This window comes from Streptomyces prunicolor NBRC 13075, from assembly GCF_000367365.1.
GTDB lineage: Bacteria > Actinomycetota > Actinomycetes > Streptomycetales > Streptomycetaceae > Streptomyces > Streptomyces prunicolor.
Map to the genome: position 1 here is coordinate 337,175 of NZ_BARF01000014.1, position 18,458 is coordinate 355,632.

The window sequence follows — 18,458 nt, forward strand, 5'->3', positions numbered from 1 at the left end:
AGTACGGACAACTCGACATGGAAAAGAAGCTCATACTGCGCGGCATACTCGCCGGCGCAGTCGCGGGCCTGCTCGCGTTCGTATTCGCGCGCATCTTCGCCGAGCCACAGATCGCGAAGGCCATCGACTACGAGAGCGGCCGTGACGCCGCCCAGAACGTCCTGGACAAGGCGGCCGGCCTGCCCGTCGAGGGCCACGAACACGAACTGTTCAGCCGCACCATCCAGGCCAACGTCGGCATCGGCGCCGGCATGATCCTCTTCGGCATGGCGATGGGCGCCCTGTTCGCCGTCGCCTACACCGTCTGCCTGGGCCGCACCGGCGGGCTGCGGGCCCGCAACCTGGCGCTCCTCGTCGCCGGTGGCGGTTTCCTCGGCATGTACCTGGTGCCGTTCCTCAAGTACCCGGCCAACCCGCCCGCGATCGGTCACGAAGAGACCATCCAGCAGCGCAGCGCCCTGTACCTGATCATGGTCGTCTGCTCCGTCGCCTTCCTCGCCGGAGCCGTCTACCTCGGCAAGCACCTCCAGCCCCGCTTCGGGAACTGGAACGCCTCCCTCCTGGCCGGCGCCGCGTTCGTCGTCGCGATCGGGATCGTCATGCTGCTCCTGCCGCAGCTGGGCCATCTCTCGTACAACAAGGCCAACTTCGGCAACCAGGCCACCGAGACTCCGCTGCCGCTGAAGGACGACAAGGGCACCATCGTCTACCCGGGCTTCCCGGCCGACGTGCTCTTCACCTTCCGCTTCTACTCCGTGGGCGCGCAGCTCATCCTCTGGACGGCCCTCGGCCTGATCTTCGGCCCCTTGGCGGAACGTCTGCTGCAGCCCACGCGTCCGGACGCCAACGCCCCCTCGCAGGAGCCGGATCCCGTCCCGGCGTAAGCGACGAGTTCTGCTACGACGAGTTCTTCTACGGCGAGCTCTGCTACGACGAGCGCGGTGATCGATGCGATCACCGCGCTCGGTCCGTTCTCACGGTTTGCGGGCGACTCCGACGTACAGCGGGATCTCGTCGGTCGGGCTGTGCTGTTCTTCGGGCTCGGGGTGCCAGTGCGCGGCGAGTGCTATGCCGGGGGCGACCAGCTCAAGTCCCTGGAAGAAACTGGTGAATTCGGCGCGTGAGCGTACTTGGGCGGCTGTACCGCCCTTGCGGTAGACGTCGACGACGCGTTCCCAGGTCTCCGGATCGAAGTCTCCGGTCGCGTGGGAAAGGGCCACGTAGCTTCCGGGCGGCAGCGAGTCGAGCAGTTCGCCCACGATGCGACGGGGGTCGTCCTCATCCGCCACCAGGTGCAGGAGGGCCACCAAGGACAGGGCGATCGGTTGCTCGAAGTCCAGCTGCTCCTTCGCCGCCGCGAGGATCTTCTGCGGCTCTCTCACGTCGGCCTGGATATAGGTGGTGCTGCCCTCCGGCGTGCTGTGCAGGAGCGCTTCGGCATGCCGGAGAACGATCGGGTCGTTGTCCGCGTAGACCACGCGCGCGCCGGGGTTGATCGCCTGGACCACCTGGTGGAGGTTCGGGCGGGTGGGTATCCCGGTGCCGATGTCCAGGAACTGACGGATACCCCGCTCCGCCAACAGCCGGGAGGCCCGGTGCATGAAATCGCGGTTCACCCGCGCCATTTGCCTGACGGCGGGGAAGAAGGAGATCACCTGCTCGGCGGCCTCCCAGTCGACGGGGTAGTTGTCCTTGCCGCCGAGGAAGTAGTCGTACATGCGGGCCGACTGGGGTTTGCCGGTGTCTATGGCGCCCGCGCCGAATCCTGAGTCGGTCACTTCGGTTCTCCTGTTGATGTATCGACCGTCACGCATGGCCGACCGCCGTCGCCCGGTTGCTCCCAACGGCCTTTGTCGCGAGGTGAGTTCAGGCCCGCGAGTGTAGCGGGCACACCAGCGCGGGCACCTCCGTGCCGTCCCGCAGCAGGAGCCGATCGCCGATCTTGATAGGTTGTGCGGGCCAGTCGTGCCACAACCGAGGCCAGGGAATCCGGTGGAAATCCGGAACTGACGCGCAGCGGTGAGGGGGACGGGCGGGGCATCAGACGCCACTGGGGCGACACGGGCCGGCCGAAGGAGCCGGTGTGTGACGCGCCGGGAAGGCGCCCCGTCCGGACGAACCCGAGTCCGAAGACCTGCTGGCGCCTTCTCGCCCTCGGCGAGGGGGAGTTCGTAGGCCAGGCTCCGCGTTCGAGCCCCGACAGGCAAGGCATGCCCGTGATCCGTACCGCCCCCGTCCCGCTGCGCCGCCGTACCGCGGCCCTCCTCATCGCGCCCGCCCTGCTGCTCACCGCGTGCGGCGGATCCGAAGGCGACAGAGCCGACGGCGAGACGGAGAAGTCCGCCGCGGGCTTCCCGCTCACCCTCACCGACTGCGGGCAGAAGGTCACGCTGAAGTCGGCCCCGAAGCGGGTCGTCTCCCTCAACCAGGGCACCACCGAGATCCTGCTCTCCCTCGGCCTCGCCGACCGCATCGCCGGTACGGCGACCTGGACCGATCCGGTGCTCAAGGGGCTGGAGAAGGCGAACGCGACCGTGCCGCGTCTCGCCGACAACAACCCCTCCTTCGAGAAGGTCCTCGACGCCGAACCCGACTTCGTCACCGCCTCCTTCGTCTCGACGCTCGGCAAGGGCGGGGTCGCGACCCGCGAACAGTTCGAGAAGCTGGGCGTCCCGACGTACGTCTCGCCGTCCGACTGCGCGGGCAAGGACAACGACAGCGGCGGCGACGGCTCGCGCAGCACACCGCTCACCCTCGACATCGTCTACGGCGAGATACGCGACCTGTCCCGGGCGATGGGTGTGAAGGAGCGCGGCGACAAGCTCGTGGCCCAGTTGAAAGCCCGGGTGACCAAGGCCACCACCGGGCTCGACGCCTCCGGCACCTCCCTCATGTACTGGTTCGCCAACTCCCAGTCGCCCTATCTGGCCGGCTGCTGCGGTGCCCCCGGCGCCATCACCCGGGCCGTCGGCGCGAAGAACGCCTTCTCCGACACCCACGACGAGTGGCCCCAGATCAACTGGGAGACCGTCGCCGACCGCGACCCCGACGTCATCGTCCTCGGCGATCTGACCCGCAAGTCGCAGACCGCCGAGACCGCCAAGGCGAAGATCCACTTCCTGGAGACCAACGCCGCCACCCGCAACCTCACCGCCGTCAAGAAGAAGCGGTACATCCTGCTCAGCGGCCAGGCGATGAACCCCTCCATCCGCACCGTCGAAGGGATCGAGCAGGTCGCCGCCGGCCTGCGCGACTTCGGACTCGCCAAGTGACCGTCCGCACCCTGCTGTTGACGGGCGGCGGACTGGTCGCGTTGCTGGTTTCCGTGGCCGTCGCGGTGACCATCGGACCCGCCGACATCTCCACGGCCGACGTGTGGGCGTCGGTCGCGTCCCACCTCGGCGGCGGGGACAGCACGCTCGCCCCGCTGCGGGACGGCATCGTCTGGGACCTGCGCATGCCCCGCACGCTGCTCGCCGCCGTCTGCGGCGCCGGGCTCGCGCTGTGCGGTGCGGTCATGCAGTCACTGCTGCGCAATCCGCTGGCGGATCCGTTCGTGCTCGGCGTCTCCTCCGGGGCGTCCACGGGCGCGGTGGCGGTCGTGGTCCTCGGCGTGGGCGGCGGGGCCGTGTCGCTGTCGGCGGGTGCCTTCGGCGGCGCGCTGCTCTCCTTCGGGCTGGTGATGCTGCTCAGCCACAGCCTCGGCGCGAGCATGGACCGGGTGGTGCTCTCCGGCGTGGCCGCCATGCAACTCTTTTCCGCGCTCACCTCGTTCACCGTGCTGACCTCGGCGGACGCCGAGACCACCAAGGGCGTGCTGTTCTGGCTGCTCGGCTCGCTCTCCGGCGCGGACTGGGGCCTAGTGCTGCTGTGCGCGGGCGCGTTGGCCCTCGTCCTGGTCGTCTGCCTGGGCCATGCCACCACCCTGGACGCGTTCGCCTTCGGCGAGGAGGCGGCGGCCGGGCTCGGTGTGAACGTGGCCCGCGCCCGGCTGATCCTGCTGTGCGCCACGGCCCTGCTCACCGCCGTCCTGGTCAGCTGCGCCGGGGCGATCGGCTTCGTCGGCCTGGTACTGCCGCATGTCACCCGCGCGTTGACCGGTTCCGGGCATGTACGACTGCTGCCGATCACCGCGCTGACCGGAGCCGTCTTCCTGGTGTGGGTGGACACCCTCGCCCGTACCGTCGTCGATCCCCAGGAGGTGCCGGTGGGGGTGGTGACGTCACTGATCGGCGTACCCGCGTTCGTGATCGTGCTGCACCGGGGCCGGAGGAAGACATGAGCACCCCCGCAGCCGAAGGCATAGGCAGTCCCGCACCGGACACCGGCCTGCACGCAGACCGGGTCGCCCGCCGCACCGACGGCCAACTCATCGTCGACGGCGTCACTCTCGTCCTGCGTCCCGGCGAGACCGTCGGCCTCCTCGGCCCCAACGGGTCAGGAAAATCAACCCTGTTGCGCCTGCTGGCCGGTGTCCTCCCCACCTCCACAGGCGTCGTCACGCTGGACGGCCGACCGTTGCCCGAAGTCGGGCGCCGCGCGACCGCCCGCCGTATCGCCACCGTCGAGCAACACACCCACACCCAGACCGAGTTGACCGTCCGCGAGGTCGTCGCCCTCGGGCGTATCCCGCACCGCCGTGCCTGGTCACCGGCGTCGGCCGTCGACGCCCGCGCCGTCACCGAGGCGCTGGAACGCGCCGGACTGACAGACCGGGCCGCCCAGTCCTGGCACACCCTCTCCGGCGGTGAACGCCAACGCGCCCAGATCGCCCGGGCGTTGGCCCAGGAACCCCGCGAACTCCTCCTCGACGAGCCGACCAACCACCTCGACATCCAGCACCAGTTGGACCTGCTCGACCTGATCGCCGACCTGCCGGTCACCACCGTGATCGCCCTGCACGACCTCAACCTCGCCGCGATGTACTGCGACCGCCTGCTCGTCCTCGACACCGGCCGCACGGTCGCCGAGGGCACCCCGGCCGAGGTCCTCACCCCGGCCCTCATCAAGGAGGTCTACGGCGTCGACGCCGAGGTCCACCAAGACCCTGGGCATCCCGTGATCCGCTTTCTGCGCCGGGGGAGCGGGACGCCGTAGCGGCGGGCTCCAACGTGCCCAGGTGCAAGCGGTGTTGGGGGGGCTAGTGCACGGAGAGTCCGCCGTCCACGAAGACCGACTGCCCGGTGACATAGGCCGCGCCGCGACTCGCCAGGAACACCACCGCTCCCGCGAAGTCCTCGGCAAGTCCGTTGCGCCCGACCATTGTTCGCGCGGCCAGTGCCGCCACCTTCTCCGGGTCGGACGACAGTCGCTCATTCAGTGGCGTCATCACGAAACCCGGCACCAGGGTGTTGCAGGTGACGCCGTACGGGGACCACGCCTCGGCCTGCGAGCGGGCCAGGGACTCCAGCGCGCCCTTGGACACGCCGTAGGCGCCGCTCTGCACGAAGGCCCGGTGTGCCTGCTGGGAGGTGATGTGGATGATCCGGCCGTAGCCCCGCTCGGCCATGCCGGGGCCGAAGCGCTGGCCCAGGAGGTAGGGCGCCTCCAGGTTCAGGGCCATCGTGGTGTCCCACACCTCCTCGCTCAACTCACCCATCGGCGGGCGCAGGTTGATGCCGGCGCTGTTCACCAGGATGTCCGGTTCCCCGAACACCTCGGCCGCCGCTTCCGCCGCCGCCCGGACCCCGTCCCGGGTGCCCAGATCTCCGCTCACCCACGCCGCCCGGCAGCCCTCCGCCGTCAACTCGTCGACCGTGGCGGCCAGTTCCTGCTCCTTGCGCGCCACTACGACCACTTTCGCCCCCGCCCGCGCGAGCGCCCCGGCGGCGGCCCGGCCGATGCCGGAACTGCCGCCGGTCACGACGGCGACTCGGCCGTCCAGCGAGAACAGTTCGGAGAGGTAGTCGCGAGAGATCATCCCCGCAGCCTAAAGGGTGCCCCGTAACCGTCGCTTCGCGCCGGCTGGGCCGGACTCAGGAGCTTTCCGAGCGGGAGGATCGATCGGTCGCCCCCTGGACGGCGGGGATCAGGTCTGCGATCCGTTCGAGCTGGTCGCGCTGGGAGTGCAGGTCCAGGGCACCGAGGCGGGCGACGATGTGCCGAGCACCGGCGGCGACGTACCGTCCCAGGTGCTCACGTACCTGGTCCGCGGAGCCGGTGACAACCGCCTGGATTTTTTCCAGCTCCTCCAGGGGCATTCCGTATGTGGCCCGCGCGTAGTCGTCCAGTGTCCGACGGCCGCTCTCGATGTCGGTGTCGATCCGTACCGAGACGAACAGCGCGGGGGAGATGTCCTCGGTCGCACGTCCGGCGTCGGCCGCCGCTTTGTGGACGTCGCGGAGGCCGGATGCGTAGTGGGCGGGGTCAGGCGGGTAGGGCAGCCATCCGTCGTACAGTCGGCCCGTGCGGGCCAGAGCCGCGGGTGTCGCGCCGCCGAGCCAGATGGGCGGGCCACCAGCCCGGGACGGCCTGGTCGTGGGCGGGATGTCATCGAACCGGAGGATCTCGCCGTGGAAGGCATCGGCGCCGTCCCACAGGGCCCGCCACAGCGCGACAGTCTCGTCCAGGCGGGCGAAGCGCCGTTCCCACGGCAGCTCGGACAGCCTGTAGAGGGGCCGCCCGAATCGGCCGGGGAAGCCGGCTCCGACGGCCACGGTGAGTCGGCCACCGGACAGCAGGTCGATCGAGGCAAGTGACTGCGCGGCCTGGATCGGCCGACGGAGGAACGGCATCAGTGCGGCTGTGCCCAGCGTCACGGTCTCGGTCACCGGGGCGAGTGCGGCCAGCATCGTGAGCGCCTCGACACGCGGGCTGATCAGGGAGTCGTTGGCGAAGAGCGAGGAGAAGCCCGAGCGTTCGGCGTACCGGCCGAAGGCAATCAGCTCGCGAGGGTCGTCGGCAGCGCCCCATGGGGCGGTTCCGGTCGGAAGGAGTACACCGATGTCCATGCCGGCCATGTTCAAGACCGGTACGAGCGGCGACAATTCCCTGCGGGGAATGGCCTGGGACCCTCCGCGGCCGTTACAACAGGCCCCGTGGACTTTCCTCGTGCGCTTCGTGAACGTCGTACCCGCCGTCATATCAGCCAGCTCGACCTGGCGCTGCGAGCGGGCACCACTCAGCGATACCTCAGCTTCATCGAATCCGGCCGGTCCGTCCCGGGTCGGAACATGGTCGTGCGCCTGGCCGAGTCGCTGGAGCTGCCGCTGCGGGAGCGCAACGAGCTGCTGCTGGCCGCCGGGTACGCGTCCGCCTACCCGGAGAGCTCACTGGACGATCCGGTGCTGATCCCCGTGCGCACGGCGCTCGACCACATCCTCCGCGGGCATCTGCCGTATCCGGCGCTGGTCGTGGATCGGGGCGGTGACCTGATCGCCGCGAACACCGCATTCGACCTGATCACCGAGGGCGTGGCCCCTGAGCTGGTGGGTCCGGGAACGAACATGTACCGCCTTGCGCTGCATCCCGACGGCCTGGCCCCCCGTATCGTCAACCTCGCCGAGTGGGCGCGCCACATCCTGGTGCGCCTCGGCCACCTGGAGGAGTTGCGCGCCGAGCTCACCGGGTACGTTCCCGAGCTCGAGCCGTCCGCCGGGCAACTGGGTTTCGCGGTGCCGCTCCGCCTGCGGTCCTCGTACGGTGAGCTGCGCCTGATGACGACGGTGACGACCTTCGCCACCGCCATCGACGTGACGCTTGCCGAGCTGAAGCTGGAGGCGTTCCTGCCGGCCGACCCGGAGACGGCCGAGGCTCTCTCCGTAGCCGCCGGGGCAAGGGCTCGCGCTGCCGCCGGTCAGGAGCCCGGGAACATGTAGTCGGTCTTGATGCGGCCGTCGTCGTCGAGGACGAGCAGGTCCGAACCACCACCGACCACGTCGCCGGTCGCGGTGGACACCGCCTCCCAGCCGATCCTGACCACGTCATGGAGACGTATCGCACCGGGGCGCGCCCGGAAGGCGAATCCCTGCTTCTCGACGAACCGTTCGTGGCTTCGCGCCACTCGGGTCTCGATGGCGTCGTATCCCTGAGCCTCCAGAGTCGGATGGTCGAAGCCGAGTTCCGCGGCGGTGTCCCGTATCTCCGCCGGCGGGTGAAGGATGTGGGTGCCGTCTTCGGCCCAGAGTCGCTCGATGGCGGCGCGGCGCTCCGTGGCGTCGGGCACATTCCACTGAGCCATGTAGCGGTTGGCCAGCTGCTGCGGGTCGATCTCGATCATCTTCGTCTCCTTGCCCCGGCAGGTCCATGCGGACCAGATCCTGCGGGGCGCGGTGGAGACGGGCAATTCCTCACAAGGAATGGACCTTTCCGGTCAGCGATGACTGCGGCCCGGGGAAGCTGTCGCTGGAGAACCTGTCCCGCTTGCCGCGGCGGCTCCGACGGCATGCCCCTCGCACCGGCGGCACCAACTAGGTACCATCGATGCATGCCATCGTTGAATGTGTCCTTCACCGAAGAGGAACTCGCGGGAGTGCGCGCGGCGGCAGCCGCCGAGGGGAAGAGCCTCAAGCAGTACCTGCACGACCTCGGCGTCCGCGAGATGCAGCGGGGCCGGTTCGTCGTCGGCGCCTCCGCGTGGGCCGAGCGGCTGCGCGGCGAGTTCGACGACGCCTTCCCCGACGAGGTGCCGCCCGCCGAGCGCGACGGGGCCGCGGCCGCCTGATGCACCTGTACATCGACGTCTCCTGGCTGCTCGACGTCCAGGAGGCCGCCCTCGGCCGCGAGGACATGTCGGTCTCCGACTACTCCGCGCTCGTGGCCGCCGTATCCCGGCACAAGACCAAGCTGCCGACCCTCGCCGCGGCCGACCCGGACGCCGCCTGGCGGGCCGCCGCGCTGATGCACACCATCGTGCGGCTGGAGCCGCTGCCGCACCGCAACAGCCTCTACGCCGCGTTCGTCGCCGCCCAGTACATGGGGCAGTCCGGCGAAGGCATCGACCCGCCCTACGGCGCCCTCTCCGACCTCGTCCGCAAGATCCGGGACACGCGGGTCGGGGTCCTCGCCGTCGCCGACCAGCTGCGGACCTGGAAGGTCTGACCTGCGGCGACCTGGTACGGCTCCGTGAACGTGGGGCCGTAGCCCTGCGTAGGCTGTCTCCGTGTCCACCGCCCGTCTGCGTCGTGTCGCCGTCCTAGTCCTCGAAGGCGCCAAGCCGCTCGATGTCGGAATCCCCGCGCAGGTGTTCACGACGCGGGCGAGCATGCCGTACGAGGTGCGGCTGTGCGGTGCGGCGCCCGGGCTGGTGACCGGGGGCGACGGGCTGTCGTACCACGTGGCCGATGGTCTCGACGCGTTGGCCTGGGCCGACATCGTCTTCCTCCCCGGGTATCGGTTCCCGGACCGGGAGGACCCGCCGCAGGGTGTCCTTGACGCGCTGATCACCGCGCACGACCGGGGCGCGCGGCTCGCCGCGATCTCGACCGGTGCCTTCGCGCTCGCCGCCACGGGGCTGCTGGAGGGCAAGCGCGCCACGACGCACTGGCACTACACGCGGGCGCTCGCGGCGAAGTACCCGCTCGTCAACGTTGACGAGAACGTCCTGTTCGTCGACGAGGGCAGCGTGCTGACCTCGGCGGGCGCCGCCTCCGGTATCGACCTGTGCCTGCACATCCTGCGCGGCGACCTCGGCGTGGCCGCGTCCAACCACGCCGCCCGGCGCCTGGTCGCGGCCCCCTACCGCAGCGGCGGTCAGGCGCAGTACGTGCCGCGCAGCGTGCCCGAGCCGCTCGGTGAACGGTTCGCCGCGACCCGTGAGTGGGCGCTGCACCGGCTCGGCGAGCCCCTCACCCTGGAGACGCTGGCCCGGCAGGCCGCGGTGTCGCCGCGCACGTTCTCGCGGCGCTTCGTCGACGAGACCGGCTACACGCCGATGCAGTGGGTCATGCGTGCCCGTATCGACATGGCCCGCGAACTGCTCGAACGCTCCGAGCGCAGCGTCGAGCAGATCGCCGCCGACGTCGGTCTCGGCACCGGCGCGAACCTCCGGCTGCACTTCCACCGCCTCCTCGGTACGACGCCGAGCGAGTACCGGCGCACCTTCGCACAGGGGGAGTAGCCCCGCGCTGTCCCACGGTGTGGCGAGTGTGGCGAGATACTTTCGAACCGTGGCGATCGCGCCACTGTCCGCGCCGGATGCCACGAGCGAGCCTGGAGGCATACCGAAGGGACATCACTCATGACTCGCATTGCCATCAACGGATTCGGCCGCATCGGACGCAATGTGCTGCGCGCCCTGCTCGAACGCGACAGCAAGCTGGAGGTCGTCGCCGTCAACGACCTTACGGAGCCCGCTACTTTGGCGCGGCTGCTCGCCTTCGACACGACGGCCGGCCGGCTCGGTCGTCCCGTGACCGTCGACGGGGACACCCTTGTCGTCGACGGCCGGCGCATCAAGGTGCTCGCCGAGCGCGAACCGGCGGACCTGCCCTGGGCCGAGCTGGAGGTCGACCTCGTCCTTGAGGCCACGGGCCGTTTCACCTCCGCCAAGGCCGCCCGCGCCCACCTCGACGCCGGCGCCCGGAAGGTACTCGTCAGCGCGCCCTCGGACGGCGCCGACGTCACCCTCGCGTTCGGGGTCAACAACGACGCCTACGACCCGGCCACGCACACGATCGTCTCCAACGCCTCCTGCACGACCAACGCGCTGGCACCCCTCGCCGCGGTGCTCGACGAACTCGCCGGTATCGAGCACGGCTTCATGACCACGGTGCACGCCTACACGCAGGAGCAGAACCTGCAGGACGGCCCGCACCGCGACGCCCGCCGTGCCAGGGCCGCCGCGGTCAACATCGCGCCGACCACGACGGGCGCCGCCAAGGCGATCGGACACGTACTGCCGAACCTGGAGGGCAAGTTGTCGGGCGACTCGATCCGCGTGCCCGTACCGGTGGGCTCGATCGTCGAACTCAACACCACCGTCTCCCGGGACGTGACCCGCGAGGATGTGCTGGCCGCGTACCGCACGGCGGCCGAGGGTCCCCTCGCGGGCGTCCTGGAGTACTCCGACGACGAGCTCGTCTCCTCCGACATCGTCGGCAACCCGGCCTCGTCCATCTTCGACTCCGCCCTCACCCGCGTCGACGGCCGGCATGTGAAGGTCGTCGCCTGGTACGACAACGAGTGGGGCTTCTCCAACCGTGTGATCGACACGCTCGAACTGCTCGCCGCGGGCTGATCGCGCGCGGGGCGCCCGCCGCTCCGTCCGCGCGCCGGCCCGGGTCGGCGCCGGCCACGCCCACGGCGGCGGCTACGGCAGATCGCGCTGGTACCAGGTGCCCTGTTTGCCGCCGAGGGCGGACGGGTCGGCGGGGCCGACCGGGGTGAAGCCGGCCTTGGCCAGCACCTTTTGGGACGCGATGTTCTCGTGGGAGGTGGCCGCTCTGAGCGTGCCCACGCCGTGCCGTGAGGCGGCGAGGCGGCAGAGTTCCTCGACCGTCGCGGTTGCCACACCCTGGCCGGAGACGCGCTGCGCGACCCGGTAACCGAGTACCGCCGTGTGTTCCTCGGTGATGTCGAAGAGGTTGAACCTGCCGAGGACCGCGCCGTCCTCTGCCACGAGGACGTAGAAGGCGCACTCGCCTGTCTCCTGTTCGGCGAGCAAGTCCTCGTGGCGGGCGGCGAATTCGGCGAAGTAGTCGTCACCGCGGTCGGAGATCGAGGCGGCGAAGTAGGCGCGATTGGCCAACTCGAAGGCCAGGACCGCCGGGGCGTGGTCGGCGTGGAGTGGCTGTAGTTCGGGCATGTTCCGGACCTGTTCGGGGAGTTGGTTACTTTCTGACGAGGAAGCAGGCGCCGTCCGGGTCCCGTATCTCCGGCACGCCCAGGTGGGCGAGGTCCTGGACGAAGCGTTGCCGGGAGACGGGCATGTCGCCGGCCGAGTAGAGATAGCTCGCGTACATGCGCTCGGTGGGTTCCTGGCCCGACCAGGTCAGCTCCTCGGTCAACCAGCGCACCACGCCGGGATCGACCGGGCGGACCTCGCCGGAATCGAAGGTGTGATGGCACTGCGGGCATTCGACTTCGCTGGGCATGCCGGCCATTGAAGCCCGCCCGCCCCTTGAGCCACATCGGCCTGAGGTCGTAAGGGATGCCCGGAGTGGTTCTACGGGGTGTCCCCTAGTTCGCCAACGGCCCACCAGGTGACGTCAGTTCAGGCGCCGGAGCGGCAGGATCACCGCGGAGGGGTGCGCCGGGGTGTGGAGTACCTCCTGGTCGGCGGCGCGGAGCGTGGTCGCGGTGGCGCGGGGTTCGCCGGTGCCGAGGTTGCGGTTGTAGCGGGGGAAGGCGCCGCTGGAGACCTGGACTCGGATGCGGTGACCGCGTTTGAACTGGTATGCCGTGGGCCACAGTTGGACCCTCGCGCACGTTGCTTCGTCGGCGCCGGTCAGGCTGACGAGGCCGTCGCACACGTTGGTCGAGCGTCCCGACTCGTCGACATCGCAGAGGCGGACGAACACGTCGGCGTACGGCAGGCTGGAGCGGAAGAAGGTCTCGGCGCTCGCCTCGCCGACGACCTCGACGTCCGTGTCCAGCACGGGAGTTGAGTAGGCGAGGACATCAGAGCGGGCCTCCAGAGCGCTGTTGTCGACGCGGCCCGACTTCACACCGACGGCCATGCGGACCCCGCCGACGGCCGGGGTGGGGTCGGCCGGGTCGTAGGGGTAGGTGTCCGGGGCGGACTCGGGCGGCGGGTCGGCGGCCAGGGCGCCGGCGGGGTGGAGGTGGAGGCGCTGTGGGGCGTAGCCCGGCGGGGGCCAGGACGGGAAATCGCGCCAGGTCTCCTCGCCCATCACGAACAGCCGCACCGGGGCGCGGTCGGACGCCTTCTCGCCGCGGGCGTGGGCCAGACCGAAGTCGAGGGCCTCGGCGGTCGCCGTCTCCCCGACGCCCATGGAGATGTGCGCCCACGGCCCGACGGTGACCCGGGCCTCCCGTCCCGCCCCCTGTAGCGCCTGGTAGTCGCGGAGTTGGCCGGGCAGGAAGATGTCGAACCAGCCGCCGACCGTGCTGACCGGCACGGTGAGATCGGCGACCCGGGAGCTGTGGTCGAGCGCGGACCAGAACGGCGAGTCGGCGTCGTGGTCGAGGGTGTGCTGGAAGTAGTCGGAGCGGCGGCCGATGGCTGCGGTGTCGGCCTCGTTCAGCGGGAGTGTGTACCAGGCGCGCCGTTCCTTCCGGATGCGCAGCGCCTGGCGGAGCAGCGCGCCCCGGCGTTCCTGGCCCGTGACCTGGAGGCCCCAGCCGAAGGTCGCCTCCAGGGAGAACGACTCCTTGCGGAGGAACTCCAGCGTGAAGGCGGACTCGGAGACCGAGGGGATCAACGCCTTGACCTGCGGCGGCAGTTGACCGGACACCGCCCACTGGGCGAACCCCAGATAACTGCCGCCGTACAGTACGACCGCCTCGCCGCACCAGGGTTGCTCGACGAGCCACTCCAGGGTGTCCAGACCGTCCTCGCGTTCGCGGCGCAGGGGGTCGAAGTCGCCGCCGGAGCCGAAGGTGCCGCGGGTGCTCTGGATCAGCACCTGGAATCCTCGCTCGGCCAGCGGCCTGGCCAACTGCGCGGCGATCAGGCCCGCCCTGCCGTACGGGATGCGGATGAGAGCGGTCGGGAGGTCGGCGGGGCCGGTCTTCGGGGTCCAGCGGTCGGCCAGCAGGACGGCTCCGTCGCGCATCGGCACCCGTAGATCGCGCTCGACGGTGAGATCTCTGGTCGCGGGCGGGGGCAGGCGCAGGAGGCGCTGGGTGAGGTGGCTGCTGAGCTTCATCGGGCGTCGCCTCCGGCTGACCGGCCTTGGTGGCTGAAGGTAAGGGTGGACGCGAGGCGGAGCAGGCGGCTCGTCAGTTCCTCGGGGTCGAGGGGGTCGGTGCCGTCGATCACCCAGTTGTTGACGAGCGTGGCGGCTCCGCCCGCGATGAACTCCGAGAGGTCGTCCGCCGTCTGCCGGTCCAGGTCGCCGAACAGCTTGCGGACGGCCGGTCTGTTGAGGGAGCCGAAGAGCTTGTTGAGGGTGCCGGTCATGGCGAAGGCGCACGACCCGGTCAGCATCGGGCGGTAGAAGGAGCGGTGTTCCGCGAAGTGCCGCGTCAGCGCGGCCACCCCCTCGGCGGTGTCGCCGCCGTCTCCGGCCCGGGGGAGCAGCTCCCGTCTCACCAGGTCGATCGCGGCTTCCGTCAGGAGGGTGTCGCGGTCCCCGAACTGGAGATAGACGAGGCGACGGCTGACGTCCGCCGCCTCGGCGAGGTCGGTGACCGGGATGTCCGAGGTACCGCGCTCGGACACGAGCCGCACCGCGGCCGCCATCAGGGCCGCGCGGGAACGCCGGACCCTTCTGTCCTGGGTGCCGGGTTCCTGGATCGGTTCGAGCTGCACGCGGTCAAGTTATACAGATGAGAATAAATGCACAAGTGTGCAGTTTTAAAGCAGTGGTCCGGCGCAATGCCGAGGAGGTCCAAGGAGGCGGTAACGACGAGTTGTTCGCCGACGACTTCGTCGACCACACCCCGCAGCCCGGTCGTACCCCCGACAAGGCGGGCGCCCTGGAGCTGTACAAGGTGTTGCGAGCCGCGTTCCCCGACTTCCACGCGGTGATCCACTGGCAGGCGGCCGAGGGCAACCTCGTGACCATCTACAAGACCTACCACGGCACGCACGAGGGCGAGTTCTTCGGAATCGCCCCCACCGGCAAGGCGATCCGGTTCGAGACCGTCGACGCGATGCGGGTGGTCGACGGGCGGATCACCGAGCACTGGGGCGTGGCCAACCTCTTCTCCCTGATGGAGCAGTTGGGAGCCACCCCCGGCGGCCGATGAGTCCGGGGTCCGGGGACCTCCGTCAGCCCGGACCCAACCCCGCGTCCCGTGCCAACAGCGCCGCCTGCACCCGGTTCTCGCACCGCAGCTTCGTCAGGATCCGGCTGACATACGTCTTCACCGTCGCCTCGCTCACATGGATCCGCTCGCCCGCGTCGGCGTTCGACAGACCCTCGCCGAGCAGCGCGAGGACCTCCAGTTCCCGGGTGCTGAGCGACTCCAGACGCCGGCGCGCCTCCTCGCCGCGCGCCGCCGACTGCCCTGAGGCGAGCTGGTCGACCACGTGGCGCGTGGCAGCCGGTGACAGATACGCGTCTCCGGCCGCCGCCGCCCGTACCGCCTGGATCAGTTCGGCGGGCGCCGAGTCCTTCAGCAGGAATCCGGCGCCACCCTGACTCAGCGCACGCAGCACGTTCTCCCGCTCGCCGAACGTCGTCAGGATCAGCGGACGTACGGCCGGCGCCGCGCGCCGCAGTTCGGCCAGCGCGGACAGGCCGTCCAGCACGGGCATCTGGATGTCGAGCAGAGCCACGTCGACGGCGTGGGCGCGGACCAGGTCGACCGCCTCACGGCCGTTCGCCGCCTCCGCCACCACGTCGATGTCGTCGGCGGAGGTGAGGATCATCCTGATACCCGCCCGGATGAGCGGTTCGTCATCCGCGACGAGGACTCTGATCACAACGCTCCTGCACGACATGCGACGGGGACGACGACGGACGGCCCAGGACTACGACGGACGGTGCTCACGACTACGACGGACTGGGCTCATGACTACCACGGACGGTCCACGTCCAGGACGTGGTCATGACTATGACTATGACGAGGACATGAAGGACCGCTTCTCGATCAGTTTGCCGTCCTTGAAGCAGAAGCGGAAGGCGGGTATGTCGTCTCCCTTCTCCGGCCAGTCCCCGGTCGAGAGGTACGACGCGCAGGTCGCCCCGCGCGGTGCGGCGGGCGCGTTGTCGTCCAGGGCCGGGGCCAGGAACGACTTGCCGTACGGCAGTTTGGCCCGCACGGCCGTCTCGGAGTCCCCGACCTTCACCGACTTGTAGACCGACGGGTCGAGCATGACCCGGTCGGACTCCTTCTCCACCAGGTTGACGATCAACACGACGGCGAGCACTCCGAGAACCAGGAAGGCCACCAGTGCGGCGCCGCATCCGATCACGAGGCCCTTCTTCTTGCGTCCCATGGCGATGTCGAACTCCTTCTGCCTGTCCGGCGCACCGGACCAGTCGATGTCCGCACCACCGTCGCCGGGTATCGCCCCCTCGCTCTGCCCCCGGAAGTCGTTCGCCGCATCGACGAAGGTCGCTCCGTCCGGCCCCGAGTCCGCCGGCCACCCGCCGCTTTCCGACGTGCGCGGCGACCGGGGACCGTAGGGCAGCACGCCCGCGATACGGAACCCGCCGTCCGCCGCGGGCCCCGCGTGCACCATCCCGCCGACCAGCCGGGCGCGCTCCTGAAGCCCCGTCAGCCCCTGCCCACCGCTCACCACGGGCCGTCGTACGGCTGAAGTCAGCGCGGGTACCGGCCCGTTGGCGACCTCGACGACCAAGGAGTCCGGCTCGTAGCGCAGTTCGACGCTGATCGAGGCATCCTGCGCGTGCTTCAAGGCGTTGGTCAGCGCCTCCTGCACGATCCGGAACGCCGCGTGGTCGGCGGCGGGAGCCAGCGGACGCGGCCGGCCCGTACGCCGTAGCGCTACGACCGTTCCCGCGCCCCGCGATGCCTCCACCAGGCCGTCGATCCCTGCCACTCCCCGGGACTGGGGCTCCAACTCGCCCTCACGCTCCCGGACTTGATCGGGTGTGCCGTCGCTCAGGATGCCGACCGCCTCGCGCAATTCGTGCATCGCGGATACCGAGGCGTTCCGCAGTACGCCCACCACCTCGCGCTGTCCGTCCGTCAGGGCCCGGTCCACCTCCAACGCGCCGGTGTGGACGGCGATCAGCGCCAGTTGGTGGCCGAGGCTGTCGTGCATGTCCTGCGCGATGCGCTGCCGCTCCCGCAGTCGCGCGTGGGACGCGATCATCTCGCGCTCGCGCAGCAGTTGGGCGTTGTGCGCGTGCAACGCGTGCAGCAGCGTGCGGCGTTGGGCGCGGTTGCGACTGGCCAGGCCGGGCACGACCGTCGTGGCCACGAACGCGAGCGTGGTGAACACCAGGGTCTGCACGGTGGACAGCGGCTGCGTCGGGTCGTGGACCGACAGCCCCACGAAGAGGACGTACGTGGTGGCGAACAGCGCGAGTGCCCGGCGCGGCGCCTCGATCCGCGCCCCCGCCGACCAGCTCACCACGATCAGCATGATTCCGAAGCTGCTGAGCACACCGCCGACCGCGCCGGTGGCGACCAGGACGCCCGCCGGGAAGATCCGCCGTAGCGGAGACAACAGCGCCGCCGCCACCGCCGCGGCGGTCATCCGCAGCTCGCCCTCGCCCGTCTGGCCGACCGCCATGCCCAGGGCCAGGACGACGGCCAGTACCGTTTCGCCGGCGATCCGCCGCCGGGACCACATGCGTACCGTGCCCAGTCGGTGCCGGACATCGAGGGCCATCGTCTTGAGATTCACGCGCCAACGGTATGCAGCAATGTCCGCGCGCACAGCATCCGTTCGTCGCATCCACGCGCGACGAAAGTCGTACGGTCCGGGTGACGTCCACCTGCGGGATCGACAGTGCCCCGGTCCGTGGTGGTGGACCGGGGCACTGTCGCGAGCGTCAGCTGGTGGCCTTGACGGCGTCCTCGATGAGGTGGGCGACGGCCTTGGGGTGGCTGATCATCACGACGTGGGAAGAGCGCGGCACCTCGACGATCTTGCGGGCGTTCGCGCGGCTGTACATCCAGCGCTCGCAGGCCGGCGGGATCGCCTTGTCCGCGCCGGCGACGAGCCCCCACACCGGGATCGTCTTCCAGGCGGCGGCCGTGGTCGGGAAGACGAAGGAGTCGGCGTCGAAGGGGCGCTGCGTGGCCTGCAGGACCTTGAAGTCGGTGGTGGAGAGGTCGGCGGCGAAGGCGGCCTGGCCGTCCTTGCTGAGGTACAGATCGGTGCCCGTCGTACCGTCGGCCTTCGTGTACGGCACCGGCACGCTCACCGGCTCGACCTCGCTGCCGGGGAACTTGGTGATGAGTTCGCCCTGGGTCTCGCCCACGTCGGGCACGAACGCGGCGATGTAGACCAGCGCCTTGACGTTGGCCTTTCCGGCGGCGGCGTTCGTGATGACCGTTCCGCCCATGGAATGCGCGACCAGGACGACCGGTCCGCTGATGGAGTCGAGCAGGCTCGCGATGTACGGGGCGTCGGTCGGAATGCCGCGCAGCGGGTTCGACCCGGCGATCGTGGTGTAGCCCTTGTCCTGCAGCTCCGCGATGGTGGCGTTCCAGCAGGACGAATCGGCGTAGCCGCCGTGGACCAGCACGATCGTGGGCTTCACCTTCGACTTCTCCGCACCGGTACCGGCCGGGGCGGTCGCCGCGCCGGCTGTTCCTTCCGAACCGGCGATCAGCGCAGCCGATCCGGCCAGCGCCGCGCCGGCGGCCAGGACATGGCGGCGGGAAACTTCGGTACTCATGGGACTCCTCAGGCATGGGACGGGCGTGGTGCGAATGGAGCTGACGGAGAGTCCGCCGCCGAGCTGTTG

21 protein-coding genes and 1 riboswitch are annotated in these 18,458 nt (G+C 70.0%); of the genes, 10 read left to right on the plus strand and 11 right to left on the minus strand.

The genetic code is table 11. From position 1 onward, the window contains the following. The first annotated feature begins 17 nt into the window (after positions 1–17). Positions 18–884, plus strand: coding sequence for a CbtA family protein (locus SPR02S_RS07355; protein WP_019056298.1), 867 nt, complete (start codon positions 18–20; stop codon positions 882–884). 90 nt (positions 885–974) lie between these two features. Here the strand turns inward: SPR02S_RS07355 and SPR02S_RS07360 are convergent, their stop codons facing one another. Next, positions 975–1,778 carry an SAM-dependent methyltransferase gene (locus tag SPR02S_RS07360; protein ID WP_019056299.1) on the minus strand — a complete coding sequence of 268 codons (804 nt, stop codon included), beginning with the start codon at positions 1,776–1,778 and terminating at the stop codon, positions 975–977. Between the two features lie 161 nt (positions 1,779–1,939). After that, a riboswitch (cobalamin riboswitch) is annotated at positions 1,940–2,156 on the plus strand. Between the two features lie 54 nt (positions 2,157–2,210). Here SPR02S_RS07360 and SPR02S_RS07365 point away from each other — a divergent pair. From SPR02S_RS07365 to SPR02S_RS07375, 3 genes are read left to right on the plus strand one after another with little or no spacing between them, the layout of a single operon-like run. Beyond that, entirely contained in the window at positions 2,211–3,272 is a 1,062-nt protein-coding gene (locus tag SPR02S_RS07365; protein WP_019056300.1) for an ABC transporter substrate-binding protein, read from the plus strand. Next, entirely contained in the window at positions 3,269–4,282 is a 1,014-nt protein-coding gene (locus SPR02S_RS07370) for a FecCD family ABC transporter permease (RefSeq protein ID WP_019056301.1), read from the plus strand. Before SPR02S_RS07365 ends, SPR02S_RS07370 begins: the two co-directional genes overlap by 4 nt. Continuing rightward, positions 4,279–5,097, plus strand: coding sequence for an ABC transporter ATP-binding protein (locus tag SPR02S_RS07375; RefSeq protein WP_019056302.1), 819 nt, complete (start codon positions 4,279–4,281; stop codon positions 5,095–5,097). Before SPR02S_RS07370 ends, SPR02S_RS07375 begins: the two co-directional genes overlap by 4 nt. Before the next feature lie 43 nt (positions 5,098–5,140). On the opposite strand, the gene SPR02S_RS07380 is transcribed toward SPR02S_RS07375, so the two are convergent. Next, positions 5,141–5,920: an SDR family NAD(P)-dependent oxidoreductase gene (locus SPR02S_RS07380; RefSeq protein WP_019056303.1), complete on the minus strand. Its 780-nt coding sequence runs from the start codon at positions 5,918–5,920 to the stop codon at positions 5,141–5,143. A 55-nt stretch (positions 5,921–5,975) separates the two neighbouring features. Continuing rightward, complete coding sequence (locus SPR02S_RS07385; protein ID WP_052346944.1) at positions 5,976–6,950, minus strand: LLM class flavin-dependent oxidoreductase; 975 nt, start codon at positions 6,948–6,950, stop codon at positions 5,976–5,978. An 87-nt stretch (positions 6,951–7,037) separates the two neighbouring features. Here SPR02S_RS07385 and SPR02S_RS07390 point away from each other — a divergent pair, with 87 nt between their 5' ends. Next, complete coding sequence (locus SPR02S_RS07390) at positions 7,038–7,817, plus strand: MmyB family transcriptional regulator (protein WP_026150309.1); 780 nt, start codon at positions 7,038–7,040, stop codon at positions 7,815–7,817. Here SPR02S_RS07390 and SPR02S_RS07395 read toward each other — a convergent pair. Further along, positions 7,796–8,218: a hypothetical protein gene (locus SPR02S_RS07395; protein ID WP_019056306.1), complete on the minus strand. Its 423-nt coding sequence runs from the start codon at positions 8,216–8,218 to the stop codon at positions 7,796–7,798. The genes SPR02S_RS07390 and SPR02S_RS07395 overlap by 22 nt on opposite strands. A gap of 207 nt (positions 8,219–8,425) precedes the next feature. Here SPR02S_RS07395 and SPR02S_RS07400 point away from each other — a divergent pair, with 207 nt between their 5' ends. From SPR02S_RS07400 to gap, 4 genes are all read left to right on the plus strand, one after another. Further along, positions 8,426–8,662 carry a hypothetical protein gene (locus SPR02S_RS07400; RefSeq protein ID WP_026150310.1) on the plus strand — a complete coding sequence of 79 codons (237 nt, stop codon included), beginning with the start codon at positions 8,426–8,428 and terminating at the stop codon, positions 8,660–8,662. Beyond that, positions 8,662–9,039, plus strand: coding sequence for a hypothetical protein (locus SPR02S_RS07405; protein WP_019056308.1), 378 nt, complete (start codon positions 8,662–8,664; stop codon positions 9,037–9,039). Before SPR02S_RS07400 ends, SPR02S_RS07405 begins: the two co-directional genes overlap by 1 nt. A 61-nt stretch (positions 9,040–9,100) precedes the next feature. Further along, positions 9,101–10,057, plus strand: coding sequence for a GlxA family transcriptional regulator (locus SPR02S_RS07410; RefSeq protein WP_019056309.1), 957 nt, complete (start codon positions 9,101–9,103; stop codon positions 10,055–10,057). Between the two features lie 120 nt (positions 10,058–10,177). Then, positions 10,178–11,176, plus strand: a complete 999-nt coding sequence (gene gap / locus SPR02S_RS07415; RefSeq protein ID WP_019056310.1) for a type I glyceraldehyde-3-phosphate dehydrogenase — start codon at positions 10,178–10,180, stop codon at positions 11,174–11,176. 72 nt (positions 11,177–11,248) lie between these two features. Here gap and SPR02S_RS07420 read toward each other — a convergent pair whose 3' ends face one another. From SPR02S_RS07420 to SPR02S_RS07435, 4 genes are all read right to left on the minus strand, one after another. Beyond that, positions 11,249–11,743, minus strand: coding sequence for a GNAT family N-acetyltransferase (locus SPR02S_RS07420; protein WP_019056311.1), 495 nt, complete (start codon positions 11,741–11,743; stop codon positions 11,249–11,251). Positions 11,744–11,768: 25 nt separating this feature from the next. Further along, positions 11,769–12,032, minus strand: a complete 264-nt coding sequence (locus tag SPR02S_RS07425) for a hypothetical protein (protein ID WP_158697788.1) — start codon at positions 12,030–12,032, stop codon at positions 11,769–11,771. A gap of 114 nt (positions 12,033–12,146) precedes the next feature. After that, entirely contained in the window at positions 12,147–13,769 is a 1,623-nt protein-coding gene (locus tag SPR02S_RS07430; RefSeq protein WP_019056313.1) for a CocE/NonD family hydrolase, read from the minus strand. Further along, positions 13,766–14,374 carry a TetR/AcrR family transcriptional regulator gene (locus tag SPR02S_RS07435; protein WP_019056314.1) on the minus strand — a complete coding sequence of 203 codons (609 nt, stop codon included), beginning with the start codon at positions 14,372–14,374 and terminating at the stop codon, positions 13,766–13,768. The genes SPR02S_RS07430 and SPR02S_RS07435 overlap by 4 nt, the downstream gene beginning before the upstream one ends. Positions 14,375–14,427: 53 nt before the next feature. Here SPR02S_RS07435 and SPR02S_RS07440 point away from each other — a divergent pair, with 53 nt between their 5' ends. Beyond that, a complete protein-coding gene (locus SPR02S_RS07440) occupies positions 14,428–14,814 on the plus strand; it encodes an ester cyclase (protein ID WP_019056315.1) in 387 nt (128 codons plus the stop codon). 22 nt (positions 14,815–14,836) lie between these two features. Here the strand turns inward: SPR02S_RS07440 and SPR02S_RS07445 are convergent, their stop codons facing one another. The 3 genes from SPR02S_RS07445 to SPR02S_RS07455 form a co-directional block, all read right to left on the minus strand. Further along, positions 14,837–15,493, minus strand: coding sequence for a response regulator transcription factor (locus tag SPR02S_RS07445; protein WP_019056316.1), 657 nt, complete (start codon positions 15,491–15,493; stop codon positions 14,837–14,839). A 135-nt stretch (positions 15,494–15,628) separates the two neighbouring features. Further along, positions 15,629–17,374, minus strand: a complete 1,746-nt coding sequence (locus tag SPR02S_RS07450; RefSeq protein ID WP_019056317.1) for a sensor histidine kinase — start codon at positions 17,372–17,374, stop codon at positions 15,629–15,631. Positions 17,375–17,537: 163 nt separating this feature from the next. Next, entirely contained in the window at positions 17,538–18,389 is an 852-nt protein-coding gene (locus tag SPR02S_RS07455) for an alpha/beta fold hydrolase (RefSeq protein ID WP_019056318.1), read from the minus strand. Positions 18,390–18,458 lie beyond the last annotated feature (69 nt).

Excerpts from the sequence above, each read along its gene's own strand:
- SPR02S_RS07400 (WP_026150310.1), top strand. The coding sequence starts at position 8,426 with ATGCCATCGTTGAATGTGTCCTTCACCGAAGAGGAACTCGCGGGAGTG.
- SPR02S_RS07395 (WP_019056306.1), bottom strand. The coding sequence starts at position 8,218 with ATGATCGAGATCGACCCGCAGCAGCTGGCCAACCGCTACATGGCTCAG.
- SPR02S_RS07365 (WP_019056300.1), top strand. The coding sequence starts at position 2,211 with ATGCCCGTGATCCGTACCGCCCCCGTCCCGCTGCGCCGCCGTACCGCG.
- gap (WP_019056310.1), top strand. The coding sequence starts at position 10,178 with ATGACTCGCATTGCCATCAACGGATTCGGCCGCATCGGACGCAATGTG.
- SPR02S_RS07455 (WP_019056318.1), bottom strand. The coding sequence starts at position 18,389 with ATGAGTACCGAAGTTTCCCGCCGCCATGTCCTGGCCGCCGGCGCGGCG.
- SPR02S_RS07355 (WP_019056298.1), top strand. The coding sequence starts at position 18 with ATGGAAAAGAAGCTCATACTGCGCGGCATACTCGCCGGCGCAGTCGCG.
- SPR02S_RS07380 (WP_019056303.1), bottom strand. The coding sequence starts at position 5,920 with ATGATCTCTCGCGACTACCTCTCCGAACTGTTCTCGCTGGACGGCCGA.
- SPR02S_RS07385 (WP_052346944.1), bottom strand. The coding sequence starts at position 6,950 with ATGGACATCGGTGTACTCCTTCCGACCGGAACCGCCCCATGGGGCGCT.
- SPR02S_RS07420 (WP_019056311.1), bottom strand. The coding sequence starts at position 11,743 with ATGCCCGAACTACAGCCACTCCACGCCGACCACGCCCCGGCGGTCCTG.
- SPR02S_RS07405 (WP_019056308.1), top strand. The coding sequence starts at position 8,662 with ATGCACCTGTACATCGACGTCTCCTGGCTGCTCGACGTCCAGGAGGCC.
- SPR02S_RS07430 (WP_019056313.1), bottom strand. The coding sequence starts at position 13,769 with ATGAAGCTCAGCAGCCACCTCACCCAGCGCCTCCTGCGCCTGCCCCCG.
- SPR02S_RS07425 (WP_158697788.1), bottom strand. The coding sequence starts at position 12,032 with ATGCCCAGCGAAGTCGAATGCCCGCAGTGCCATCACACCTTCGATTCC.
- SPR02S_RS07450 (WP_019056317.1), bottom strand. The coding sequence starts at position 17,374 with ATGGCCCTCGATGTCCGGCACCGACTGGGCACGGTACGCATGTGGTCC.
- SPR02S_RS07375 (WP_019056302.1), top strand. The coding sequence starts at position 4,279 with ATGAGCACCCCCGCAGCCGAAGGCATAGGCAGTCCCGCACCGGACACC.